General features: G+C 71.7%; 16 protein-coding genes. 5 read left to right on the top strand and 11 right to left on the bottom strand.

Translation table 11 applies throughout. From position 1 onward, the window contains the following. Nucleotides 1-66: 66 nt before the first annotated feature. The 6 genes from ACFU53_RS39040 to ACFU53_RS39015 are packed head-to-tail and all read right to left on the bottom strand — an operon-like array spanning nucleotide 67 to nucleotide 8126. On the bottom strand, nucleotides 67-861 hold the full coding sequence (locus tag ACFU53_RS39040) for an aminotransferase class IV (RefSeq protein WP_384003941.1): 795 nt from the start codon (nucleotides 859-861) through the stop codon (nucleotides 67-69). A 12-nt stretch (nucleotides 862-873) separates the two neighbouring features. Continuing rightward, the gene (locus ACFU53_RS39035) at nucleotides 874-2061 is read right to left on the bottom strand and encodes an FAD-dependent monooxygenase (RefSeq protein WP_384003938.1); all 1188 of its coding nucleotides are present in this window, start codon (nucleotides 2059-2061) and stop codon (nucleotides 874-876) included. Beyond that, nucleotides 2058-3644 carry a class I adenylate-forming enzyme family protein gene (locus ACFU53_RS39030; protein WP_384003935.1) on the bottom strand — a complete coding sequence of 529 codons (1587 nt, stop codon included), beginning with the start codon at nucleotides 3642-3644 and terminating at the stop codon, nucleotides 2058-2060. The genes ACFU53_RS39035 and ACFU53_RS39030 overlap by 4 nt, the downstream gene beginning before the upstream one ends. Before the next feature lie 42 nt (nucleotides 3645-3686). Next, nucleotides 3687-5336, bottom strand: coding sequence for a benzoate-CoA ligase family protein (locus ACFU53_RS39025; RefSeq protein ID WP_384003932.1), 1650 nt, complete (start codon nucleotides 5334-5336; stop codon nucleotides 3687-3689). Then, entirely contained in the window at nucleotides 5333-7453 is a 2121-nt protein-coding gene (gene pabB / locus ACFU53_RS39020; protein ID WP_384003946.1) for an aminodeoxychorismate synthase component I, read from the bottom strand. Before pabB ends, ACFU53_RS39025 begins: the two co-directional genes overlap by 4 nt. A gap of 31 nt (nucleotides 7454-7484) precedes the next feature. Beyond that, on the bottom strand, nucleotides 7485-8126 hold the full coding sequence (locus ACFU53_RS39015; RefSeq protein ID WP_384003930.1) for an antibiotic biosynthesis monooxygenase: 642 nt from the start codon (nucleotides 8124-8126) through the stop codon (nucleotides 7485-7487). A gap of 178 nt (nucleotides 8127-8304) precedes the next feature. On the opposite strand from ACFU53_RS39015, the gene ACFU53_RS39010 reads away from it, so the two are divergent. Further along, entirely contained in the window at nucleotides 8305-9084 is a 780-nt protein-coding gene (locus tag ACFU53_RS39010; RefSeq protein WP_384003927.1) for a DUF3050 domain-containing protein, read from the top strand. A gap of 102 nt (nucleotides 9085-9186) precedes the next feature. On the opposite strand, the gene ACFU53_RS39005 is transcribed toward ACFU53_RS39010, so the two are convergent. Beyond that, nucleotides 9187-9999: an SDR family NAD(P)-dependent oxidoreductase gene (locus ACFU53_RS39005; RefSeq protein WP_384003925.1), complete on the bottom strand. Its 813-nt coding sequence runs from the start codon at nucleotides 9997-9999 to the stop codon at nucleotides 9187-9189. A 73-nt stretch (nucleotides 10000-10072) separates the two neighbouring features. On the opposite strand from ACFU53_RS39005, the gene ACFU53_RS39000 reads away from it, so the two are divergent. Further along, the gene (locus ACFU53_RS39000; protein WP_384003922.1) at nucleotides 10073-10693 is read left to right on the top strand and encodes a hypothetical protein; all 621 of its coding nucleotides are present in this window, start codon (nucleotides 10073-10075) and stop codon (nucleotides 10691-10693) included. A gap of 7 nt (nucleotides 10694-10700) precedes the next feature. Here the strand turns inward: ACFU53_RS39000 and ACFU53_RS38995 are convergent, their stop codons facing one another. The 3 genes from ACFU53_RS38995 to ACFU53_RS38985 all read right to left on the bottom strand — a co-directional run bounded on the left by ACFU53_RS38995 (nucleotide 10701) and on the right by ACFU53_RS38985 (nucleotide 13786). Beyond that, nucleotides 10701-11615 carry an SDR family oxidoreductase gene (locus tag ACFU53_RS38995; protein WP_384003944.1) on the bottom strand — a complete coding sequence of 305 codons (915 nt, stop codon included), beginning with the start codon at nucleotides 11613-11615 and terminating at the stop codon, nucleotides 10701-10703. Nucleotides 11616-12068: 453 nt separating this feature from the next. Next, nucleotides 12069-12698 carry an MBL fold metallo-hydrolase gene (locus tag ACFU53_RS38990; protein WP_384003919.1) on the bottom strand — a complete coding sequence of 210 codons (630 nt, stop codon included), beginning with the start codon at nucleotides 12696-12698 and terminating at the stop codon, nucleotides 12069-12071. Beyond that, a complete protein-coding gene (locus ACFU53_RS38985; RefSeq protein WP_384003917.1) occupies nucleotides 12698-13786 on the bottom strand; it encodes an S-(hydroxymethyl)mycothiol dehydrogenase in 1089 nt (362 codons plus the stop codon). The genes ACFU53_RS38990 and ACFU53_RS38985 overlap by 1 nt, the downstream gene beginning before the upstream one ends. Before the next feature lie 246 nt (nucleotides 13787-14032). Between ACFU53_RS38985 and ACFU53_RS38980 the strand changes: the two genes are divergently transcribed. Then, nucleotides 14033-15466: a rhodanese-like domain-containing protein gene (locus ACFU53_RS38980; protein WP_384003913.1), complete on the top strand. Its 1434-nt coding sequence runs from the start codon at nucleotides 14033-14035 to the stop codon at nucleotides 15464-15466. Beyond that, nucleotides 15463-16224 carry a sulfite exporter TauE/SafE family protein gene (locus ACFU53_RS38975; protein WP_384003910.1) on the top strand — a complete coding sequence of 254 codons (762 nt, stop codon included), beginning with the start codon at nucleotides 15463-15465 and terminating at the stop codon, nucleotides 16222-16224. Before ACFU53_RS38980 ends, ACFU53_RS38975 begins: the two co-directional genes overlap by 4 nt. A 66-nt stretch (nucleotides 16225-16290) precedes the next feature. Here ACFU53_RS38975 and ACFU53_RS38970 read toward each other — a convergent pair whose 3' ends face one another. Continuing rightward, entirely contained in the window at nucleotides 16291-16578 is a 288-nt protein-coding gene (locus ACFU53_RS38970; protein WP_384003907.1) for a metal-sensitive transcriptional regulator, read from the bottom strand. Between the two features lie 71 nt (nucleotides 16579-16649). On the opposite strand from ACFU53_RS38970, the gene ACFU53_RS38965 reads away from it, so the two are divergent. Continuing rightward, nucleotides 16650-17225, top strand: coding sequence for a rhodanese-like domain-containing protein (locus ACFU53_RS38965; RefSeq protein WP_384003904.1), 576 nt, complete (start codon nucleotides 16650-16652; stop codon nucleotides 17223-17225). Nucleotides 17226-17260: the final 35 nt, after the last annotated feature.

Here is a 17260-nt window from a genome sequence, read left to right as displayed (position 1 = left end):
CCTTTGAGCGCCGGGCCGAATTCCCTTCGGCCCGGCGCTTCTGCGCGCCCGTATATCGCTGTGAATTCAGTGGTCCGGCAGCGGCTCCATGAGACCGTCCAGCCATTTCCGCCATTCCGGGGCGTGGACGGCCGGGCCCGGGGTCATCGGGCGGCCGGTCCAGGCGGCGACCGGGCGGATGCCCTGGAGGGCGTTGACGAGCCACACCTCGCGGCCGTCCAGCTCGGCCAGGGAGCGTTCGCGGTGGGCGACCCGGACGCCGGTGCGGGCGGCCCGCTCCTGGACGAGGGCCATGGTGACGCCGGGGAGGAGGGGCAGGCGGGGCGGCGGCAGGCAGAGGGTGTCGTCCTCCCACCAGAAGAGGCTGGAGTTGGCGGCCTCCAGCACCAGGCCGGAGGGCGCGATGAGCACGGCCTCGTCGGCGTCGGCACCGGACGCCCGTCTGCGCACGCGGGCCAGGGCGTCCAGGTCCGGCCCCTTGCGGCGGGGCACGGTACGCGGGTCGGGCTGACCGGCCGCCCACACCCGCACGTCGGCCGTACGGGTCGGCGCGGGACGCAGCAGAACCCTCAACTCCAGTGATCCTGAGACGAGTTCGACCCGGGGGAACCACTCCCCCGTGCGCGGCAGGGCACGGGTCATGTCCTGCCAGAAGTCGACGACCTGTCCCAGGCGCGGTGCGCCGCACTCGCCGCAGGACCGCAGGAACCGTTCGCGGTGCCGGTCGAAGCCGCGCACCCGTCCGTCGCGCAGCAGCCACGAGTCCGCGACGAGGAGGCGTCCGCCCTGTGCCTGGCCGGGGACGAGGCCGTGTTCGGGTGACCAGGTCAGCAGACCTTCCGCGATGGCGGGTTGTGTCACTCAGTGCTCCGTTCAGTACTTACGGCCCGCGACGGCCGGGGATCCGTGCCGCGGTCCGTAGGGCGCGTGCTCCAGCCAGGCGCCGCAGCGGGGCACCACGGGGGCGAGGGCCGCCGCCGCCCGCTGCTTGACGCGGACGATGCGGCGCCGGGGCCGCAGATGGTCCAGGGCCGTGCCGGCGGCGGCACTGTTGAACAGACCGGCCGAGCGCCGGACCTCGGCGAAGGAGGCCACCGCTTCGGTTGTGCCGTCGGCGATCGCGCGAGCGGCGGCGGCCGCGTCGGCGATGCCGCTGTTCATGCCGCGTGCCCCGAACGGCGGGAAGAGATGGGCCGCCTCGCCGGCCAGCAGCACCCGGTGGTGCGGGTCGGTGAAGACGGCGGCGACCTTTCGCAGGAAGCGGTATGTCGACACCCACAGGATGCGCTCGCCGTACCCGTCGCCAACGACCTCCGGCAGCCAGCGCCGAACGGCCTCCTTGCTGCCGAACTCCTCCGTCGCGTCGTCGTCGCGGCACTGGAGGTCGAGCTGGAAGCCGCCGGTGAACGGCACCCGCATGACGCTGCGGCCGCCGAGCGCGGGGTGCTCGTAGTGGAAGACCCGTTCCAGGGGCAGTTCGGCGCCGGGGATGTCGGCGACGTCCGCTACGACGTGGAAGCCCTCGCCGTGGGTGCCCTCCAGCGGGATGCCCAGTTCGCGTCGTACGGCCGAGCGGGCGCCGTCGGCGGCGATGGCGTGGGTGCCCGTCCAGGTACGGCCGTCCTCGCCCGTGAGGGTCACTCCGGCCGGGTCGGTCCGTACGCCGGTGATCCGCGCGTCCCACACGAACTCCACGCCGGCGTCCTGGCAGGCGGCGAGCAGGAAGCGCTCGGTGTCGACCTGGCGGAGGCTGGTGAAGGGCGGGGTGCCGGTGGTCGGCGGGAAGGTGCGGGCGTACACCTCGCGGCCCCGGTACAGGGTGCGTTTGGTGTGCCAGGTCTGGCCGTACGCGGCGATCTTGACCGCGAGTCCCGGGTGCATCTCCTCCAGCAGTTCCAGGGTCTCGCGGTGCACGAACAGGGCGCGACTGCCCGGGCGTTCGCGGCCCTCGGGGTCGGCTTCGAGCAGAGTGACGGGGAGGTCGTGGGCGCGCAGGGCGAGGGCGGCGGAGAGGCCCACGGGTCCGGCGCCCACGACGAGAACGGGGGCGGGGGTGGTCATGTGCGGGTGCTTTCGGTGAGCATGCGGGTGATCTCGACCCGCTTGACCTTCCAGGTGGAGGTCATCGGCAGTTCCTCGAACCGCCACTGCCTCGGCTCCGCCATGGTCGGCAGGTCGGCGGTGGCCTCGCGCCAGCGGCTCAGGTCCAGGGGGCGTTCGCCGCGTACGCAGACCACGGGGACGGCTTCACGGTCGACGCCGGGGACGATGACGACCTCACGCAGCTCCTCCAGGCGGGACATCAGGGTGTCCTCGACCTCCAGGTTGCTGTGCACGGAGTCGATCTGGTCGATCTCGCGGTCGATGAGGTAGAGGGCGCCCCAGCGGCTCTGGTAGCCCATGTCGCCCATCTGCCACCAGCCGCTGTCGAGTTGGCGCAGATAGCGCTCCCGGGCACCGAGGTAGGTGAGGATGCGGCCCCGGGTGCGGGCCTCGATGCGGCCGGCGGTGCCGGGGCCGACCCGCCGCCCGGCGTCGTCGGCGACCCGGACGCGGGTGAAGCCGGGGATGCCGATGCCGACCCGGCGGCCGTCGGCGCGGGCGGCGCTGCGGCGGGTGAACCACTGGAAGGCGACCGGACCCGTCTCACTCTGCCCGTACAGCTGGATGAGCCACGGCGAGCGCCGCTTGGACGCGTCGAGGAGCCGCTGCACGGTCCGCGGGTGGATCGCGTCGAACGTGGAGCCGTACGAGCGGACGCGGGACAGCGGCGCTCCGGGCGCGTCGGCCAACTCCTCCCACAGGACGAAGGTGTTGGGGTGGGTCTCGACGATGCCGGGGCGGTGGCGGGCGAGGAGCGGGCCCACGTTCGACGGTTCCGGGTCGATGATCAGGACCAGCGGGCTGCCGAAGTGCAGCAGGACGCCGAGCAGATGGTAGAAGCGCGAGTGCACGAACGACATGTGCAGGGCGGCGGTCTCGCCGCGCGTGGGCCAGCCCATGGCCTTCTGCGGGACGAGCCGGTTCCACATGGTGTTCGGGCAGTGCACGGCCAGCTTGGGGAGGCCTGTGGTGCCGGAGCTGTGGGTGATGAGGGAGGGGTCGCGGGGGTGGAGGCGGACGGCTGCCGGGGTCGGGGCGCCCGCGTACTTCTGCAGCGGTTCGGCGCCGGGGGCGTCGTCGACGGAGAGCGTGCTCCGTACGAGGCCGGTGAGTGCGACGTCCTTCAGGGGGCCTTCGAGCTTGGCCCGGTCGGTGATCAGCCAGGGCTTGTGAAGGCGTTCGAGGAGTTGTCCGACCACCGGGCCCGCGAGGCCGGGCGACAGCAGGACGGGGACGGCGCCGATCCGGGAGACCGCGCAGGTGAGCAGCACGATGTCGACGTTGTCGGTCTTGTGGACGACCACCTCCTCGGAGGGGCGCACGCCCGCTTCCCAGAGGCGGCCGGAGAGCTCGTCGACCACGTCGGCGAGGGTCGTGTAGGCGAGGTCGGTCCCGAGGTCGGGGTTGACGTCGAGGGGCCGGTCCAGGGTGACGAAGACGTGACCGTGGCGGTCGGCGGCCTCTCTGAACATCGAACCCAGGTAGAAGCCACGGCCACCGGCGAGGGCGGGCTGCCGATCGGCCTGGAGCTGGTCTCGCATGGGACCGAACCTTTCTGCGGGGGTGGTGGTGACGGCCATGGCTCACCACGCCCCTTGGCGGACGAGGTGCCGGCGGAGCTTGCCGGTCGCGGTGCGGGGCAGCGTGGGCACGAAGCTGACGCTGCGGGGGACCTTGAAGGCGGCGAGTCTGTCGCGGGCCAAGCAGATCAGTTCGGCCTCCAGGCCCACGCCGATGGGCGGGACGGGGATGACGAAGGCCCGCAGCTTGCTGGCGCCGCGCTCGTCGGTGACGGCCGTGACGGCGACGTCCCGGACCCCGGGGTGGGTGCGCAGCAGGGCCTCCACCTCCAGCGGGGAGACGGTGATGCCGCCGACCATCTCCATGTCGTCGGCCCGGCCCAGATGCCGGTAGGTGCCGTCGGGTTCACGGACGGCCCGGTCCCGGGTGTTGAGCCAGCCGCCGACGAGGGCGCGCTCGGTCTCCTCGGGCCGGTTGAGGTAGCCGGGCGTCACCGTCGGGCCACGCACCCAGAGTTCGCCCGCCTCGCCGTCCGCGACCTGCGCACCCGCGCGGTCGCGGAGTTCGACCTCGAAGCCGGGGACGGGGCGGCCGACCGTGCCGGGGTGGTTGTGGTCGAAGCTGTTGGCGCAGAAGGCGTGGCCGGCCTCGGTGGAGCCGATCTGTTCGAGGACGGGGGCGCCGAGCAGCTCGGTCACCTGCTTGCCGAGTCCGGCGGGCATGCCCTCGCCGGCCGACACCGCCGCGCGCACCGAGGCGAAGCAGTCCTCGTGGCCGTTGGCCCGGTCGGCGACCAGGGCGGCGTACGCCGACGGCACCGAGTAGAGGAGCGTCACGCGGTGCCGGGCGACGAGTTCGTCGACGGCGGCCGGGGTGGGGCGGCGGTCGGCCAGTACGGCGGAGGAGCCCGAGAAGAGGGGGAAGACGAGAGCGTTGCCGAAGCCGTAGGCGAAGTACAGCCGGGAGACGGACAGGGTGACGTCGTCCGGGGTGACGCGGAGCAGTCGGCGGCCGATGAGGTCGTGGTACGTCTTGGGGTCGCCGTGGACGTGTACGACGCCCTTGGGGTGGCCGGTCGTTCCGGAGGTGTACTGGATGTACAGGGGGCTGTGGGCGTCGACCGGGTGGGCGTGGGTGGTGGGTGTGGCTGTGGTGCTCAGAGCGATCAGTTGGTCGCCTCCGAGGCGGGGCGCCGGGACGGTCGTTTTCACAGTGCTGGTCGTCTGTGGCTGGTCGCGCCCACGCTGCGCAGCCGCGTGTGTCACAGCCCCGCGCCTCTGACGGGGCACGGCGTTGCGGGCCGGGAAGTGGTTGTCGAGCCCTGGGCCGGTCACCCACAGAACTGCTTCTGTGTCCTCGGCCATGAACTGGAGTTCGGGTGGGGTGAGTTCGGGGTTGACCAGGACCGCCACCGCGCCCAGGCGGGCCAGGGCGAGGAACGTGGTCACCCAGGTGACGGAGTCCGGCAGGGCGAGCAGGACGCGGTCGCCGGGGCGGACTCCGTGGTCGGTGAGGACCGTGGCGGCGCGGGCCGCGAGGTCGTGGACCTCGCCGTGGGAGTAGGCCCGGTGACCCTGGTGGAAGGCGGGGCGGTCGGCCCAGCCACGGCGTTCGGCGAGGGCGGCGAGATGGGCCGCGAGGTTGCCGGGGGCGCCGGCGTCGGCGGGGAGCCGGGTGGGCTGGGTCGGCTGGGATGTCGTCGTGATCGTCATCGCGTCGGCTCCTCGGTGACTGCCGGGGCGGAGGCGTGCTCCCGGTGGGCCCGCATCAGTGCCGCGGTCTTCAGCAGCATCTCGTCGTACTCGGCGGCCGGATCGGAGTCGAGGACGATCGCGCCGCCCGCGCCCAGATGCATACGGCCGCCCTGGAACACGGCGGTACGGATGACGATGTTGAGGTCCGCGCCGCCGCTGCACCCGAGGTAGCCGAGGGCTCCCGAGTACACGCCCCGCGCCTCGGTCTCCAGCGAGTCGATGATCTCCATCGTGCGGAGCTTGGGCGCCCCGGTCATCGACCCGCCCGGGAAGCAGGCCCGGATGCAGTCGACGGCGTCGGTGCCCTCGCGCAGCCTGCCCTCGACGGTGGAGACCAGCTGGTGCACGGTGGCGTACGTCTCGGTGGCCATGAGACGCGTGACCTTCACGGAGCCGGTCCGGGAGACCCGGCCCAGGTCGTTGCGGAGCAGGTCGACGATCATCAGGTTCTCGGCGCGTGTCTTGGCGTCCGCCGCCAGTTCGTCCCGCAGCCGGTCGTCCTCCTCCGGGGTGCTGCCCCGGGGCGCGGTGCCCTTGATGGGCTTGGCCTCGGCGATGCCGTCGCGGGTGATCCGCAGGAAGCGCTCGGGCGACGAGCCCGCGATGTCGAGGTCTCCGAACCTGAGGAAGGCGGCGTACGGGGCCGGGTTGATCCGGCGCAGCACCCGGTAGAAGTCGTACGGGTCGTACGGCGCGGGTAACCGGGCCGCGTTGGTCAGACAGATCTCGTAGCTCGTGCCCGCGTTCAGCTCCGCCTTGCAGGCCTCGATGTCGGCGAGGTACGTGGCGCGGTCGCGGACGAGCCAGGGCTCGGCGGCGCGCGGGTAGGGCGGTGCGGCCGACCTCAGGGGGACCGTGGCGTCCGAGGAGACGAAGGTCAGCTGGGCCAGCGCGGTGTCGAGCCAGTCGCCTGCCTCGCGGGACGCCGCCGGGGTGTCCTCGGACAGGCACACCGCGTAGGTGAAGCCCTCCTCGTGGTCCACGGCGATCAGCCGGTCCGCGAACAGCCAGGAGGCGTCCGGGGTTTCGGCCTTGTGCCGGTTCGGGGAGCCGGTGTCGGCCTTGAGTTCGTAGCCGAAGTAGCCGACGTAGCCGCCCGTGAAGTCGAAGGGCAGGCCCGTCGCGTCGACCTTGCGGCTCGCCAGCTGCCGCTTCAGATAGTCGAAGACGCTCGCCTGGACCCGGCGGGTGGGCCGCCCCTCCCGCTCGATCTCGCACAGGCCGCTGCCGACGTCGTAGCGGACGACCTCGGCGAGCGGACCGCCGCCGTCGCCGAAGAACGAGAACCGCGACAGGCCGGGCTCGACCCGGGAGCTGTCCAGCCAGAACGCGTGCGGCGCGTCGGCGTACATGCGCGTGAAAGCGGCCTCGGCGTCGACGGCGCCCGCGATACGGCGGGTGTGCAGCCGGTAGGCGGAACCGGGAGCCCGCCGGGGGCGGGGGATCGTGCCGCCGAGGGGGGTGACCGCGGTGTTCTTGGTACGCGGGCTACCGGTCCGTTCCGCCGTGAGGTTGCGGAAGTTGATCAGTAGGCGGTGGCCGTGGTCGGTGAGGATCGACTCGGGGTGGAACTGGACGCCCCACAGCGGTCGTTCGCGATGGCGCAGGCCCATGAGGACGCCGTCCTCGGACCAGGCGGTGGCCTCCAGGGTCGGCGGCAGCGGCTCGCGCACGGACAACGAGTGGTAGCGGACGACCGTGAAGTTCTGCGGCAGGCCGTGGAACAGGTCGCGGCCGTCGTGCCGGACCGTGGACAGGTGCCCGTGGCGGGGCCACGGGGCGGGCTCGACATCGGCGCGCTCCCCCACCGCGATGCCCTGATGGCCCAGGCAGACGCCCAGTACGGGGATGTCGGCCTCGGCGATCACCCGGGCGGCGATACCGAAGTCGCGCGGCTGCGAGGGATGCCCGGGTCCCGGCGACACCACCACGTTGTCGAATTCGCGCAGCTCCGGAATGTCGTCGACCGGAGCGTCGTTGAGCACCACCACCGGTTCCTCGCCGTTGACCTCGGCGATCAGCTGGAACAGGTTGTACGTGTACGAGTCATAATTGTCGATGAGCAGGGTCTTCACCAAGCCCACCCCCCTCTGATCGTTCTCGGACCTAGGCGGTCCGTCGTTTGTGCCGGCCGCGCAGCGCCTGCAGCGGCGGGTACAGCCATTTCTTCAGGAATCGCTGGAGTCTCGGCATGAGAATCCAGGTGACGATGGCTGTCACGGACAGACACAGCAGAAGTGTACGGAAAAGCGGATTCAGGTCGTTGAGATAGGGAAGTATCGCCAGGTTGAATAAGAGCACAGGCGGGAAGACCGCGCTCATATTCACCAACCACAGTTTCCATTTCGGGGGTGGCCCCGGAGGGCCGGCCGGCGCCGGGGCTCGGGAGGTCTGGGAGTCGAACCAGGCCTTGGAACCCGTGATGCTCCGGCGGTCGGTCTCCCGGGCCAGTCCATCGACGCGGGCCGACCACTGGGCCCAGACCACGGAGTTCTCCCAGGTCCGAGCCGAATCCTCGCTGTCGAAGCGGTAGACCACATGCCACTCCGCCTCTCCATCGACGAGTACGCCACCCCCCAGAAAACCCGGCTGCTGCGCACTTGTACGCAGCGCGGCCCACCCCCAGGAGTGGAAGTCGGCCTCACGCCCCGGCACCACGTGGTACGCGACGGTGACGGTAACGGGATTCCTGCTCACGCCGTCGAATACGCGAAGGACAGAGGCCCCGTTCAAATCTTCAACGAACATTTTCAAGGTGTCCGGATCGTACGTTTATGACGGTCTTTCAGACGCCTTGACGCGTTCTGTCGAGGAGTACGCCGGGGTAACTTCCGGCAATTCCCGGAAGCGCTTGCCCGGGCAAGCGGAACTGGCGCACCATCGCAAACAGGATCCGGGGGAAATGGCAAAAAGGTGAAGGAGAGTCATGTCCAGGTACGACTGGGATATGAACCACGAGGGAATCGACCGGGCGCGCTCCGCGATCGAACCCGCGCGGAAAGAAGTCACCGCGCATCCGATCTATCAGCGCATCAACAGCCGCGCCGATATGGCGGTGTTCATGGAGCACCACGTATTCGCGGTGTGGGACTTCATGTCCCTCCTCAAGTCCCTCCAGCGGGACCTGACCTGTGTGGACGTCCCCTGGGTGCCGCGCGGGTCCGAGGTCAGCCGGCGGCTCATCAACGACATCGTGCTGGTCGAGGAGAGCGACGAGCTGAACGGCGGGTTCACCAGTCACTTCGAGCTGTACCGGTCGGGCATGGGCGAGGCCGGCGCGGACACCTCCCGCCTCGACACCTTCCTCGGGCTCATCGGCGAGGGCCACGAGGTGCCGGCGGCGCTGCGGGTCGCCCAAGTGCCGGGCCCCGCGGCCGAGTTCGTCCGTACGACCTTCGAGATCATCGGGGAGCGGCCGCTGCACTGCCGGGCCGCCGCCTTCGCGTTCTCCCGGGAGGACCTGATCCCGGACATGTTCGACCAGGTCATCAAGAAGGAGGGCACGGAGCGGTTCCCGTTGTTCTGCGACTATCTCGCGCGGCACATCGAGGTGGACGGGGAGGAGCACACGCCGATGGCGATGGCGATGGTGGCGGATCTGTGCGGAGGGGAGGACGGGCGGTGGCAGGAGGCGGTGGAGACGGCGACGCTGGCGTTGGAGGCGCGGTCTCGATTCTGGGACGGGATCGTGGGGGCGATGGGGTGAGTTGAGCGCCGTGGGACCTGGGGCCGGGGGTCGACTGCCGGTGGTTCGTGGCTGGTCGCGCCCACGCGGCGGAGCCGCATATCGATACAACCCCGCGTCCCTTCAGCGCGCGTCTCCTTCCGCCTCTCTCCATGCTCGTGCCGCACGGTCGAACGACGTGTTGACAGCCAGCAGGCCGCCATCCACGCGCAGGGTCGTGCCGGTGATCCAGGCGGCGTCCCGGGAAGCCAGGAAGGCTACGGCCGCCGCGATGTCGGTCGGCTCGCCCACGCGGCCCAGGGGGTAGATCTCGGCGAGGTCGTCAAGGTGGGACTCGCGGCCCGCCCAGCCGGGGGTGCGGATCGTGCCGGGGGCGACCAGGTTGACGCGGACGCCGCGGGGTGCGGCGTCGCCGGCGAGGGTGCGGGTGAGGGAGATGAGGCCGGCCTTGGCGGCGCTGTAGGCGTGGTTGCCGAAGTCCTGGAGGCCGTTGACGGAGCCGATGTTGACGATCGCCCCGCGCCCCGAGGCCACCAGGTGCGGCAGGGCCGCGCGGGAGCAGCGGAACGCGCTGGTCAGGGTGAGGTCGAGGTCGCGGGCCCAGGTCTCGTCCGGGGTGTCCTCGAAGAGCGGCACGTCCGGGGTGCACCCGAATGCGTTGTTGACCAGGACGTCGAGCGAGCCGAGGGCCGACACCGCGTGCGCGACCGCCGCCTCCACGGACTCCCGGTCCCCGACGTCGCACCGGTACGCCTCTGCGGCCAGCCCCTGCCCCCGCAGCTCCGTCACGGTCCGCTCGGCCGCCGCCAGGTCCACGTCGGTGACGAGCACCTGGGCCCCCTCCTCGGCCAGTCGCCGGGCCGTGGCCGCGCCGATGCCGCGCGCCGCGCCCGTGATGAGAACCCCGTACCCCTCGAAGCGTCCCGTCGTATGCATACGGCAGAACGTAGTGCGCGGCAGATCACCGGGACAGATGCGACGCGATCTTCGTCCCGGTTACCGTCTGGTCATGTCAACCTTCATCCAGCAACTCCCGGCCCTGCTCGGTGTGGTGATAGGCGCGCTCGGCTCGTATCTGGTGGTGATGCGGGGCGAGCAGGTCCGGTTCCGGCGCGAGCAGGCGACCCGTTGGGAGGAGCGGCGGCTCACGGTGTACGCCGACTGGGCACGGGCCCTGAAGCAGTCGATCACCCTGACCTACCGGGTCGCCTCCCACCTCGGCAACGACCCGCATCCCCACCCTTTGTCGCCGGAAGAGGCCGCGCCCTTCATGGCGGAGGCGACGGTCGCCCGGGACCCCTCCGGCGAGACGCTGCTGCTCCTCGGCAGCCCCGAGGTGGTGGAGAAGGCCCGCGCCTGGGTCGTCACGGTGATGAGGATGGAGGAGTTCCTGCGCGCCGGGACCCGGGACCCGCAGGCCTGGCAGGTTCTGCTGGAGCGGCAGCGCGCCGGGCGGGAGGCCTACTACACCGCCGTACGGGAGGACCTGGCGCTGCCGCCCGGCCACTCGGCGCGCTGGCAGCTGCCGTCCGCGCCGACGACGGGGTTCACGCCTCCGTCCACGCCTCCGTCCACGCCTCCGTCCACGCCTCCGTCCGCGCCGCCGTCCGCGCCGACGAATCGCCCGTGACCGTGGTTCAGCGGTAGCCGGTCGTGTCCGCCGGCCTGCCCGCGTCCTGGACCTCGACGAGGTAGCGCCAGGCGTCCGGCCGGCTGCCGTCGAGGTCGGTGAAGCCGTAGGTCCGGGCGAGGGAGCCGCTGGAGAGGGAGTCGCCGTTGAAACGGGCGACCTCGGGGTCGGCGGCGAGGGCGGCGACGGCCCGGCCGACGTAGCGGGGCGTCTCGGAGATGGCGAAGTGGGGGACGCGGTCGAGGGCGTCGCGCCAGTTGTCCTCGGTGACACCGAACCCGTCGAGCATCATCTCCGAGCGGAGCCAGCCAGGGGTGAGGGCTACGGCGGTGGCGCCGCGCGGGCCCAGTTCATGGCCGAGGGCGAACGCCATGCGCAGGACGGACGCCTTGGCGAGGTCGTAGAAGAAGGAGTTCCGGTAGTTGGCCCCGTTGTACTCGGCCGTGCCGTCCGTCATCTCCACCACCAGGCCGCCGGGGTGGCGCAGCAGCAGGGGCAGTGCGATGTGGTTGGTGATGGCGTGGGTCTCGACGGCGAGGCGCAGGAGCCGCAGGCCGTTGTCGAGGTCGTGGTCCCAGACCGGGGTGTCCCACTCGAAGAGCTTCTCGCCGCCCCAGACATCGTTGACGAGGACGTCGAGTCGGTCCTGCTCGTCGGCGATCCGGTCCACGAGGGTCCGGACCTGCGCCGGTTCGAGATGGTCGGTGGGTACGGCGATGCCCTGGCCGCCCGCCTCGGTGACCAGGTCGGCGGTGTCCTCCAGGGTCTCCGGGCGGTCGTACTCCGAGCGTCGCTCGCGCGTGGAGCGCCCGGTCACGTACACCGTCGCCCCGGCCGCCCCCAGCTCCACGGCGATTCCGCGGCCCGCTCCGCGCGAGGCCCCCGCGACCAGGGCGACCTTGCCTTCCAGCGGCTTCACCATGTTCGACGGCTCCGACATGTCCGACCTCCTGTGCGACGGGTGCCACCTTGTCCGACGCCGGGTGTCTTCCGGCATCTTCGACACGAGGGTGTCGTGCAATCCGGACGTCTTCTGTCGGGTTTTCTCGGTCGGCGCCCAAGAGCTCGGTCGCTCACGCAGCAGGGCGGCTGTGGGTTCGTCGCGGCTTGTCGCGCAGTTCCCCGCGCCCCCTTCTCGGTCGGCGCCCAAGAAGCTCGGTCGCTCACGCAGCAGGGCGGCTGCGGGTTCGTCGCGGCTTGTCGCGCAGTTCCCCGCGCCCCCTTCTCGGTCGGCGCCCAAGAGCTCGGTCGCTCACGCAGCAGGGCGGCTGCGGGTTCGTCGCGGCTTGTCGCGCAGTTCCCCGCGCCCCTGACCCCGGTGCCGGACTGCCATGCCTTCGCGGCAGCCCGGCACCGGGGCGGACGAACGACGTGCTCAGTGGCCGCGCGCGATCCACTCCCCCAGGTGTGGAGCCTCGGCTCCGATCGTCGTGGTGTCGCCGTGGCCGGTGCGGACGACCGTGTCGGATGGGAGGGCGAGGAGGCGGGCGCGGATGGAGTCGATGATCGTCGGGAAGTGTGAGTAGGAACGGCCGGTGGCGCCGGGGCCGCCGGAGAAGAGGGTGTCGCCGGTGAAGACCGTGCCGAGGCCCGGGTCGTACAGGCAGACGGCGCCCGGCGCGTGGCCGGGGGTGTGCAGGACGGTCAGTTCGGCCCCGGCGGCCTCGATGACCTGGCCGTCGGTCAGCCAGTGGTCCGGCAGCCGGTCGGGGTGGGTCTGCTTCCAGAGCGGCAGGTCGTCCGGGTGGAGCCAGATCGGCGCGCCGGTGCGCTCGGCGAGGGCGGGAGCGGCGTCGATGTGGTCGTTGTGGGCGTGGGTGCAGACGATGGCCGACAGCCTGCGGTCGCCCACGGCCTCGGCGATCGCGTCGGCGTCGTGAGCGGCGTCGATGACGATCACCTCGTGGTCGTCGCCGACGAGCCAGACGTTGTTGTCGACATCCCAGGTGCCGCCGTCGAGGCTGAACTGGCCCGACGTGACGAGGTGTTGGATGCGGGCGGCCATCAGAGGACCACCACCGAGCGCAGGACGTCGCCGCCGTGCATCCGCTCGAAGGCCTTCTCCACGTCGTCGAGTCCGATGGTCTCGGTGACGAAAGCCTCCAGGTCCAGGCGGCCCTGGAGGTAGAGGTTGATCAGCATGGGGAAGTCGCGGTCGGGCAGGCAGTCGCCGTACCAGGAGGACTTCAGTGCGCCGCCGCGGCCGAAGACGTCGAGGAGGGGGAGTTCGAGCTTCATCTCCGGAGTGGGGACGCCGACGAGGACGACCGTACCGGCCAGGTCGCGGGCGTAGAAGGCCTGCTTGTACGTCTCCGGGCGGCCCACCGCCTCGATGACGACGTCGGCGCCGAAGCCGCCGGTCAGCTCGCGGATCGCCTCGATGGCGTCGGTGTCCTTGGAGTTGACCGTGTGGGTGGCGCCGATGTTCTTGGCGGTGGTCAGCTTCCGGTCGTCGATGTCGACGGCGATGATCTTCTCGGCGCCCGCCAGCCGGGACCCGGCGATGGCCGCGTCCCCTACGCCGCCGCAGCCGATGACGGCGACGGTGTCGCCCCGGCCGACGTTGCCGGTGTTGATCGCGGCGCCGATGCCGGCCATCACACCGCAGCCCAGCAGTCCCGCGACCGCCGGGGCGGCGGCCGGGTCGACCTTGGTGCACTGCCCGGCGGCGACGAGCGTCTTGTCCGCGAAGGCGCCGATACCCAGTGCCGGGGACAGTTCCTGGCCGGTCGAGGCGAGGGTCATCTTCTGGGTGGCGTTGTGGGTGTTGAAGCAGTACCAGGGGCGTCCGCGTCGACAGGCCCGGCAATTGCCGCACACCGCACGCCAGTTGAGGATGACGAAGTCGCCGGGGGCGACGTCCGTGACGCCCTCGCCGACCGACTCCACCACACCGGCGGCCTCATGGCCGAGCAGGAAGGGGAAGTCGTCGTTGATGCCGCCCTGCTTGTAGTGCAGGTCGGTGTGGCACACCCCGCACGCCTGCACCTTCACCACGGCCTCCCCCGGCCCCGGGTCGGGCACGACAATCGTCTCGATCCGCACCGGCTCGTTCTTGCCCGGTGCGATCACGCCGCGTACTTCCTGCGCCATGGTAAACCCTTCCGTCGATCCGAGATGGGGCAGTCTCCCGCCCATGGTCACCCTACGGAGTGACCAGCGAGTAGGGCCTGTGGGACGGGCGGAGCCGTGGCCGAAAAAGTTGCCCGCGACACCTGTGTGGGGCCTGTTCCACCGCTCCGGCTCGCAGCGAACGAATACCCCCCTGGGTATATCTGCTACCGTTGCCACATACCCCCGGGGGTAATTTTCGGAGTGAACGAGGAGAGGAGCGCTGCCGTGTACTTCGTCGACACCATCGAGGTGCCGGGGCTGGGCAACCGGAGCTATCTGGCGGGCGGTCCGCGCGGCGCCGTGGCGGTCGATCCGCCGCGCGACATCGACCGGATGATCGCGGCCGCCGCCCGGCGGGGCGTGCGGATCGCGTACGTCGTCGAGACGCACGTCCACAACGACTACGTCACCGGCGGACTGGAGCTCGCCCGGCTGACCGGCGCCGCCTACCTGGTGCCCGCCGGGGCGCGGGTCGCCTACGAGCGGGTGCCGGTGCACGACGGCGACGCGGTGGAGATCGACGCGGTTCTGACGCTGCGCGCGGTCGCCACGCCCGGGCACACCCCGCACCACACCGCGTACGTCCTGGAGGAGGCCGGTGTGGCGGTGGCCGCGTTCACCGGCGGCTCCCTGCTCATCGGCACGGTCGGGCGCCCGGATCTCGTCGAGCCCCGGCTCACGGGTGAGCTGGCCCGCGCCCAGCACGCGTCGGCGCACCGGCTGGCCGAGGGGCTGCCGGAGGAGACGACCGTCCTGCCGACGCACGGCTTCGGCAGCTTCTGTTCCGCCGGGCGGGCGGCGGGCGACACGACGACCATCGGGCGGGAGCGGGTCGGCAACGAGGCCCTGGTCAAGGACGCGGACACCTTCGTCGCCAAACTGCTGGCCGGCCTCGACGACGTACCGGCGTACTACGCGCACATGGGCCCCGTCAACGCGCGGGGGCCGGCGCCGGTGGATCTGACGCCGCCCGCCCCGGCCGGCGCCGAGGAGATCGCCGCGCGGCTGGCGGCGGGCGAGTGGGTGGTGGATCTGCGCCGCCGGGTCGCGTTCGCCGAGGGGCATGTCGCCGGGGCGGTGAACTTCGAGGCGACGGGGCAGCTCGCCACGTATCTCGCCTGGCTGTTGCCGTGGGGCAAGCCGGTGACACTGCTCGCCGAATCCCCGGACCAACTCGCAGAGGCTCAACGGGAGTTGGTGCGCGTCGGCATCGACCGTCCGGCAGCCGCGGCGACCGGCTCACCCGCCGACTGGCTGCGCGAGGGCCAGCGTCCGCGCTCCTTCCCACGCGGCACCTTCGCCGACCTGGCCAAGGCCCAGGTGGACGGCGGGGCCGTGATCCTCGACGTCCGCCGCACCTCCGAGCGCGCCGCCGACGGCCACATCGCGGGATCGGTGCACCTACCGGTGCACCAACTCCGCGACCGGCTCACCGAAATACCCGACGGCACGGTCTGGGTCCACTGCGCCGGAGGCATGCGCGCCGCCATCGCCGCGTCGCTGCTGGACGCGGCCGGCCGGGACGTCGTGGCCGTGGACGACGGCTTCGCGTCGGCGGCCGAGGCGGGGTTGCCCATGGCGGACACTGTCCCGAGCAACGCCCCGGCACGGGACGCGACCCTCGCCGCTGCCACGCCGAACGGTGCCCCCGCGGCATGACCGCCCTCGTTCTCGCCCTGCTCGCCGGGGGCGTGATCGGGCTCTCGCTCGGGGCGCTGGGCGGAGGTGGCAGTGTGCTCGCCGTACCCGCGCTGGTCTATCTGCTCGGCTTCGGCCCGGCCGCGGCGGCCACCGCGAGTCTGGTGATCGTGACGGTCACTTCGGCGACCGCGCTGGCCGCGCACCTCCGGGCGGGCACGGTCCGCCTGCGCGGCGGGGCCCTGTTCGCGGTGGCAGGACTGGTGCCCGCGGCACTCGGCGGCGCGCTGTCGGCGAATCTGCCGTCCACTCTGCTCACCGGGGCCTTCGCCCTGGTCGCGGGTCTGGCCGCGTACCGGATGCTGCGCCCCTCGGGCACTCGGCGGGAGGAGTCGACCGTACGGCCGAGCCGGGTCGCCCTGTCCGGCGCGGGGCTCGGCGGGGTCACCGGCGTCCTCGGGGTGGGCGGCGGCTTCCTCGCCGTGCCGGCCCTGGTGAACGTCGTGGGCCTGCGCATGCGCGACGCCGTCGGCACCAGCCTGCTCGTCATCACCGTGAACTCGTTCGCCGCGCTCGCGGCCCGGACGGGTGCCGCCGAAGGGCTCGACTGGGCGGTCGTCGCCCCCTTCGCCGGGGCCGCGATCCTCGGCGCCTGGGACGGCCGACGACTGGCAGGCAAGGTCTCCGGGGACACCCTCCGGCGGATCTTCGCCTGGGTGCTGCTGGCCGTGGCCGCGTTCATGCTGATCGACGCGATCACATCGCTCGGCCGAGGCTGAGCCACGGCCCACCCCACGGCCCGCTCCACGGCCCGGCTCACCGGCCGACCCGCAAGCCCGCGCCCCTCACGCCAGCGACAGGAACAGTTTCTCCAGTCGCGCCCGCATCTGCTCGTTCGACTCCCCGTTGCGCTCATCCTTCTGAGCGTCGGTGAGGCACTGCTGCAGCCCGGTGGCGATGATCGCGAAGCCCGCCCGGTCCAGGGCGCGGGAGGCAGCGGCGAGCTGCGTGACGACGTCCTCGCAGTCACGCCCCTCCTCGATCATCTTGATCACCCCGGAGATCTGCCCCTGGGCCCTCCGCAGCCGGTTCAGCACCGACTTGAGCTCATCGCCTTCGAACTGCAACTCCACGACCACTCAACTCCTCTACATACCCTTGGGGGTATTTTACCGCCCCCCGCAGGAAAGGAACGCAGGCCACCATGTGCACTCCCCTCGCTCCCCATTCCCTCGGCATCGACCAGGCCCGCGAGCGGCTGTCCGAGCTGACCGTCGTCGATGTCCGCACCCCCGGCGAGTATGCCTCCGGGCATCTGCCCGGCGCCCTGAACGTCCCGCTCGACCAGTTGGAGCGCGCGCTGCCCGTCCTCAAGGAGTCCGACGCCGAACTGTTGGTGGTCTGCAGGTCGGGCGCCCGCTCCGAGAAGGCCTGCGCGCTCCTCGCCGAGCACGGCGTCACGGCGGCCGACCTCACCGGCGGTACGAACGCCTGGGCGGCCGGTGGTCACGAGTTGCACCGCCCGTCCGGTGGCGCGCGGGCCACCTGGGCCATGGAGCGTCAGGTGCGGTTCACCGCCGGTGCGCTCGTACTCGTCGGGCTGGGTCTCGGCCTGCTGCACCCGGCCTGGGAGTTGTTGTCGGCGGGGGTCGCGGGCGGCCTCGTCTTCGCCGCGCTCACCGACACCTGCGGCATGGCGGCGATCCTGAGCAAGCTGCCGCACAACCGCCCGCGCCCCGCGGATCTCGACGCCACGCTCGCCGCGCTCGGGGCGCGGTAGCCGACCCCGGTGGGAGGCGCGGGCCATGACGAGCC

Source organism: Streptomyces sp. NPDC057474, from assembly GCF_042802555.1.
GTDB lineage: Bacteria > Actinomycetota > Actinomycetes > Streptomycetales > Streptomycetaceae > Streptomyces.
The sequence above is the reverse complement of the archived record's forward strand: the minus strand, read 5'-3'. Positions and strand labels throughout refer to the sequence as shown.

Coding starts and splice junctions, on each gene's coding strand:
- ACFU53_RS39035 (WP_384003938.1), bottom strand. CDS start 2,061: ATGACCACCCCCGCCCCCGTTCTCGTCGTGGGCGCCGGACCCGTGGGC.
- ACFU53_RS39030 (WP_384003935.1), bottom strand. CDS start 3,644: ATGCGAGACCAGCTCCAGGCCGATCGGCAGCCCGCCCTCGCCGGTGGC.
- ACFU53_RS39025 (WP_384003932.1), bottom strand. CDS start 5,336: ATGACGATCACGACGACATCCCAGCCGACCCAGCCCACCCGGCTCCCC.
- ACFU53_RS39015 (WP_384003930.1), bottom strand. CDS start 8,126: ATGTTCGTTGAAGATTTGAACGGGGCCTCTGTCCTTCGCGTATTCGAC.
- ACFU53_RS39010 (WP_384003927.1), top strand. CDS start 8,305: ATGTCCAGGTACGACTGGGATATGAACCACGAGGGAATCGACCGGGCG.
- ACFU53_RS39005 (WP_384003925.1), bottom strand. CDS start 9,999: ATGCATACGACGGGACGCTTCGAGGGGTACGGGGTTCTCATCACGGGC.
- ACFU53_RS39000 (WP_384003922.1), top strand. CDS start 10,073: ATGTCAACCTTCATCCAGCAACTCCCGGCCCTGCTCGGTGTGGTGATA.
- ACFU53_RS38995 (WP_384003944.1), bottom strand. CDS start 11,615: ATGGTGAAGCCGCTGGAAGGCAAGGTCGCCCTGGTCGCGGGGGCCTCG.
- ACFU53_RS38990 (WP_384003919.1), bottom strand. CDS start 12,698: ATGGCCGCCCGCATCCAACACCTCGTCACGTCGGGCCAGTTCAGCCTC.
- ACFU53_RS38985 (WP_384003917.1), bottom strand. CDS start 13,786: ATGGCGCAGGAAGTACGCGGCGTGATCGCACCGGGCAAGAACGAGCCG.
- ACFU53_RS38975 (WP_384003910.1), top strand. CDS start 15,463: ATGACCGCCCTCGTTCTCGCCCTGCTCGCCGGGGGCGTGATCGGGCTC.
- ACFU53_RS38965 (WP_384003904.1), top strand. CDS start 16,650: ATGTGCACTCCCCTCGCTCCCCATTCCCTCGGCATCGACCAGGCCCGC.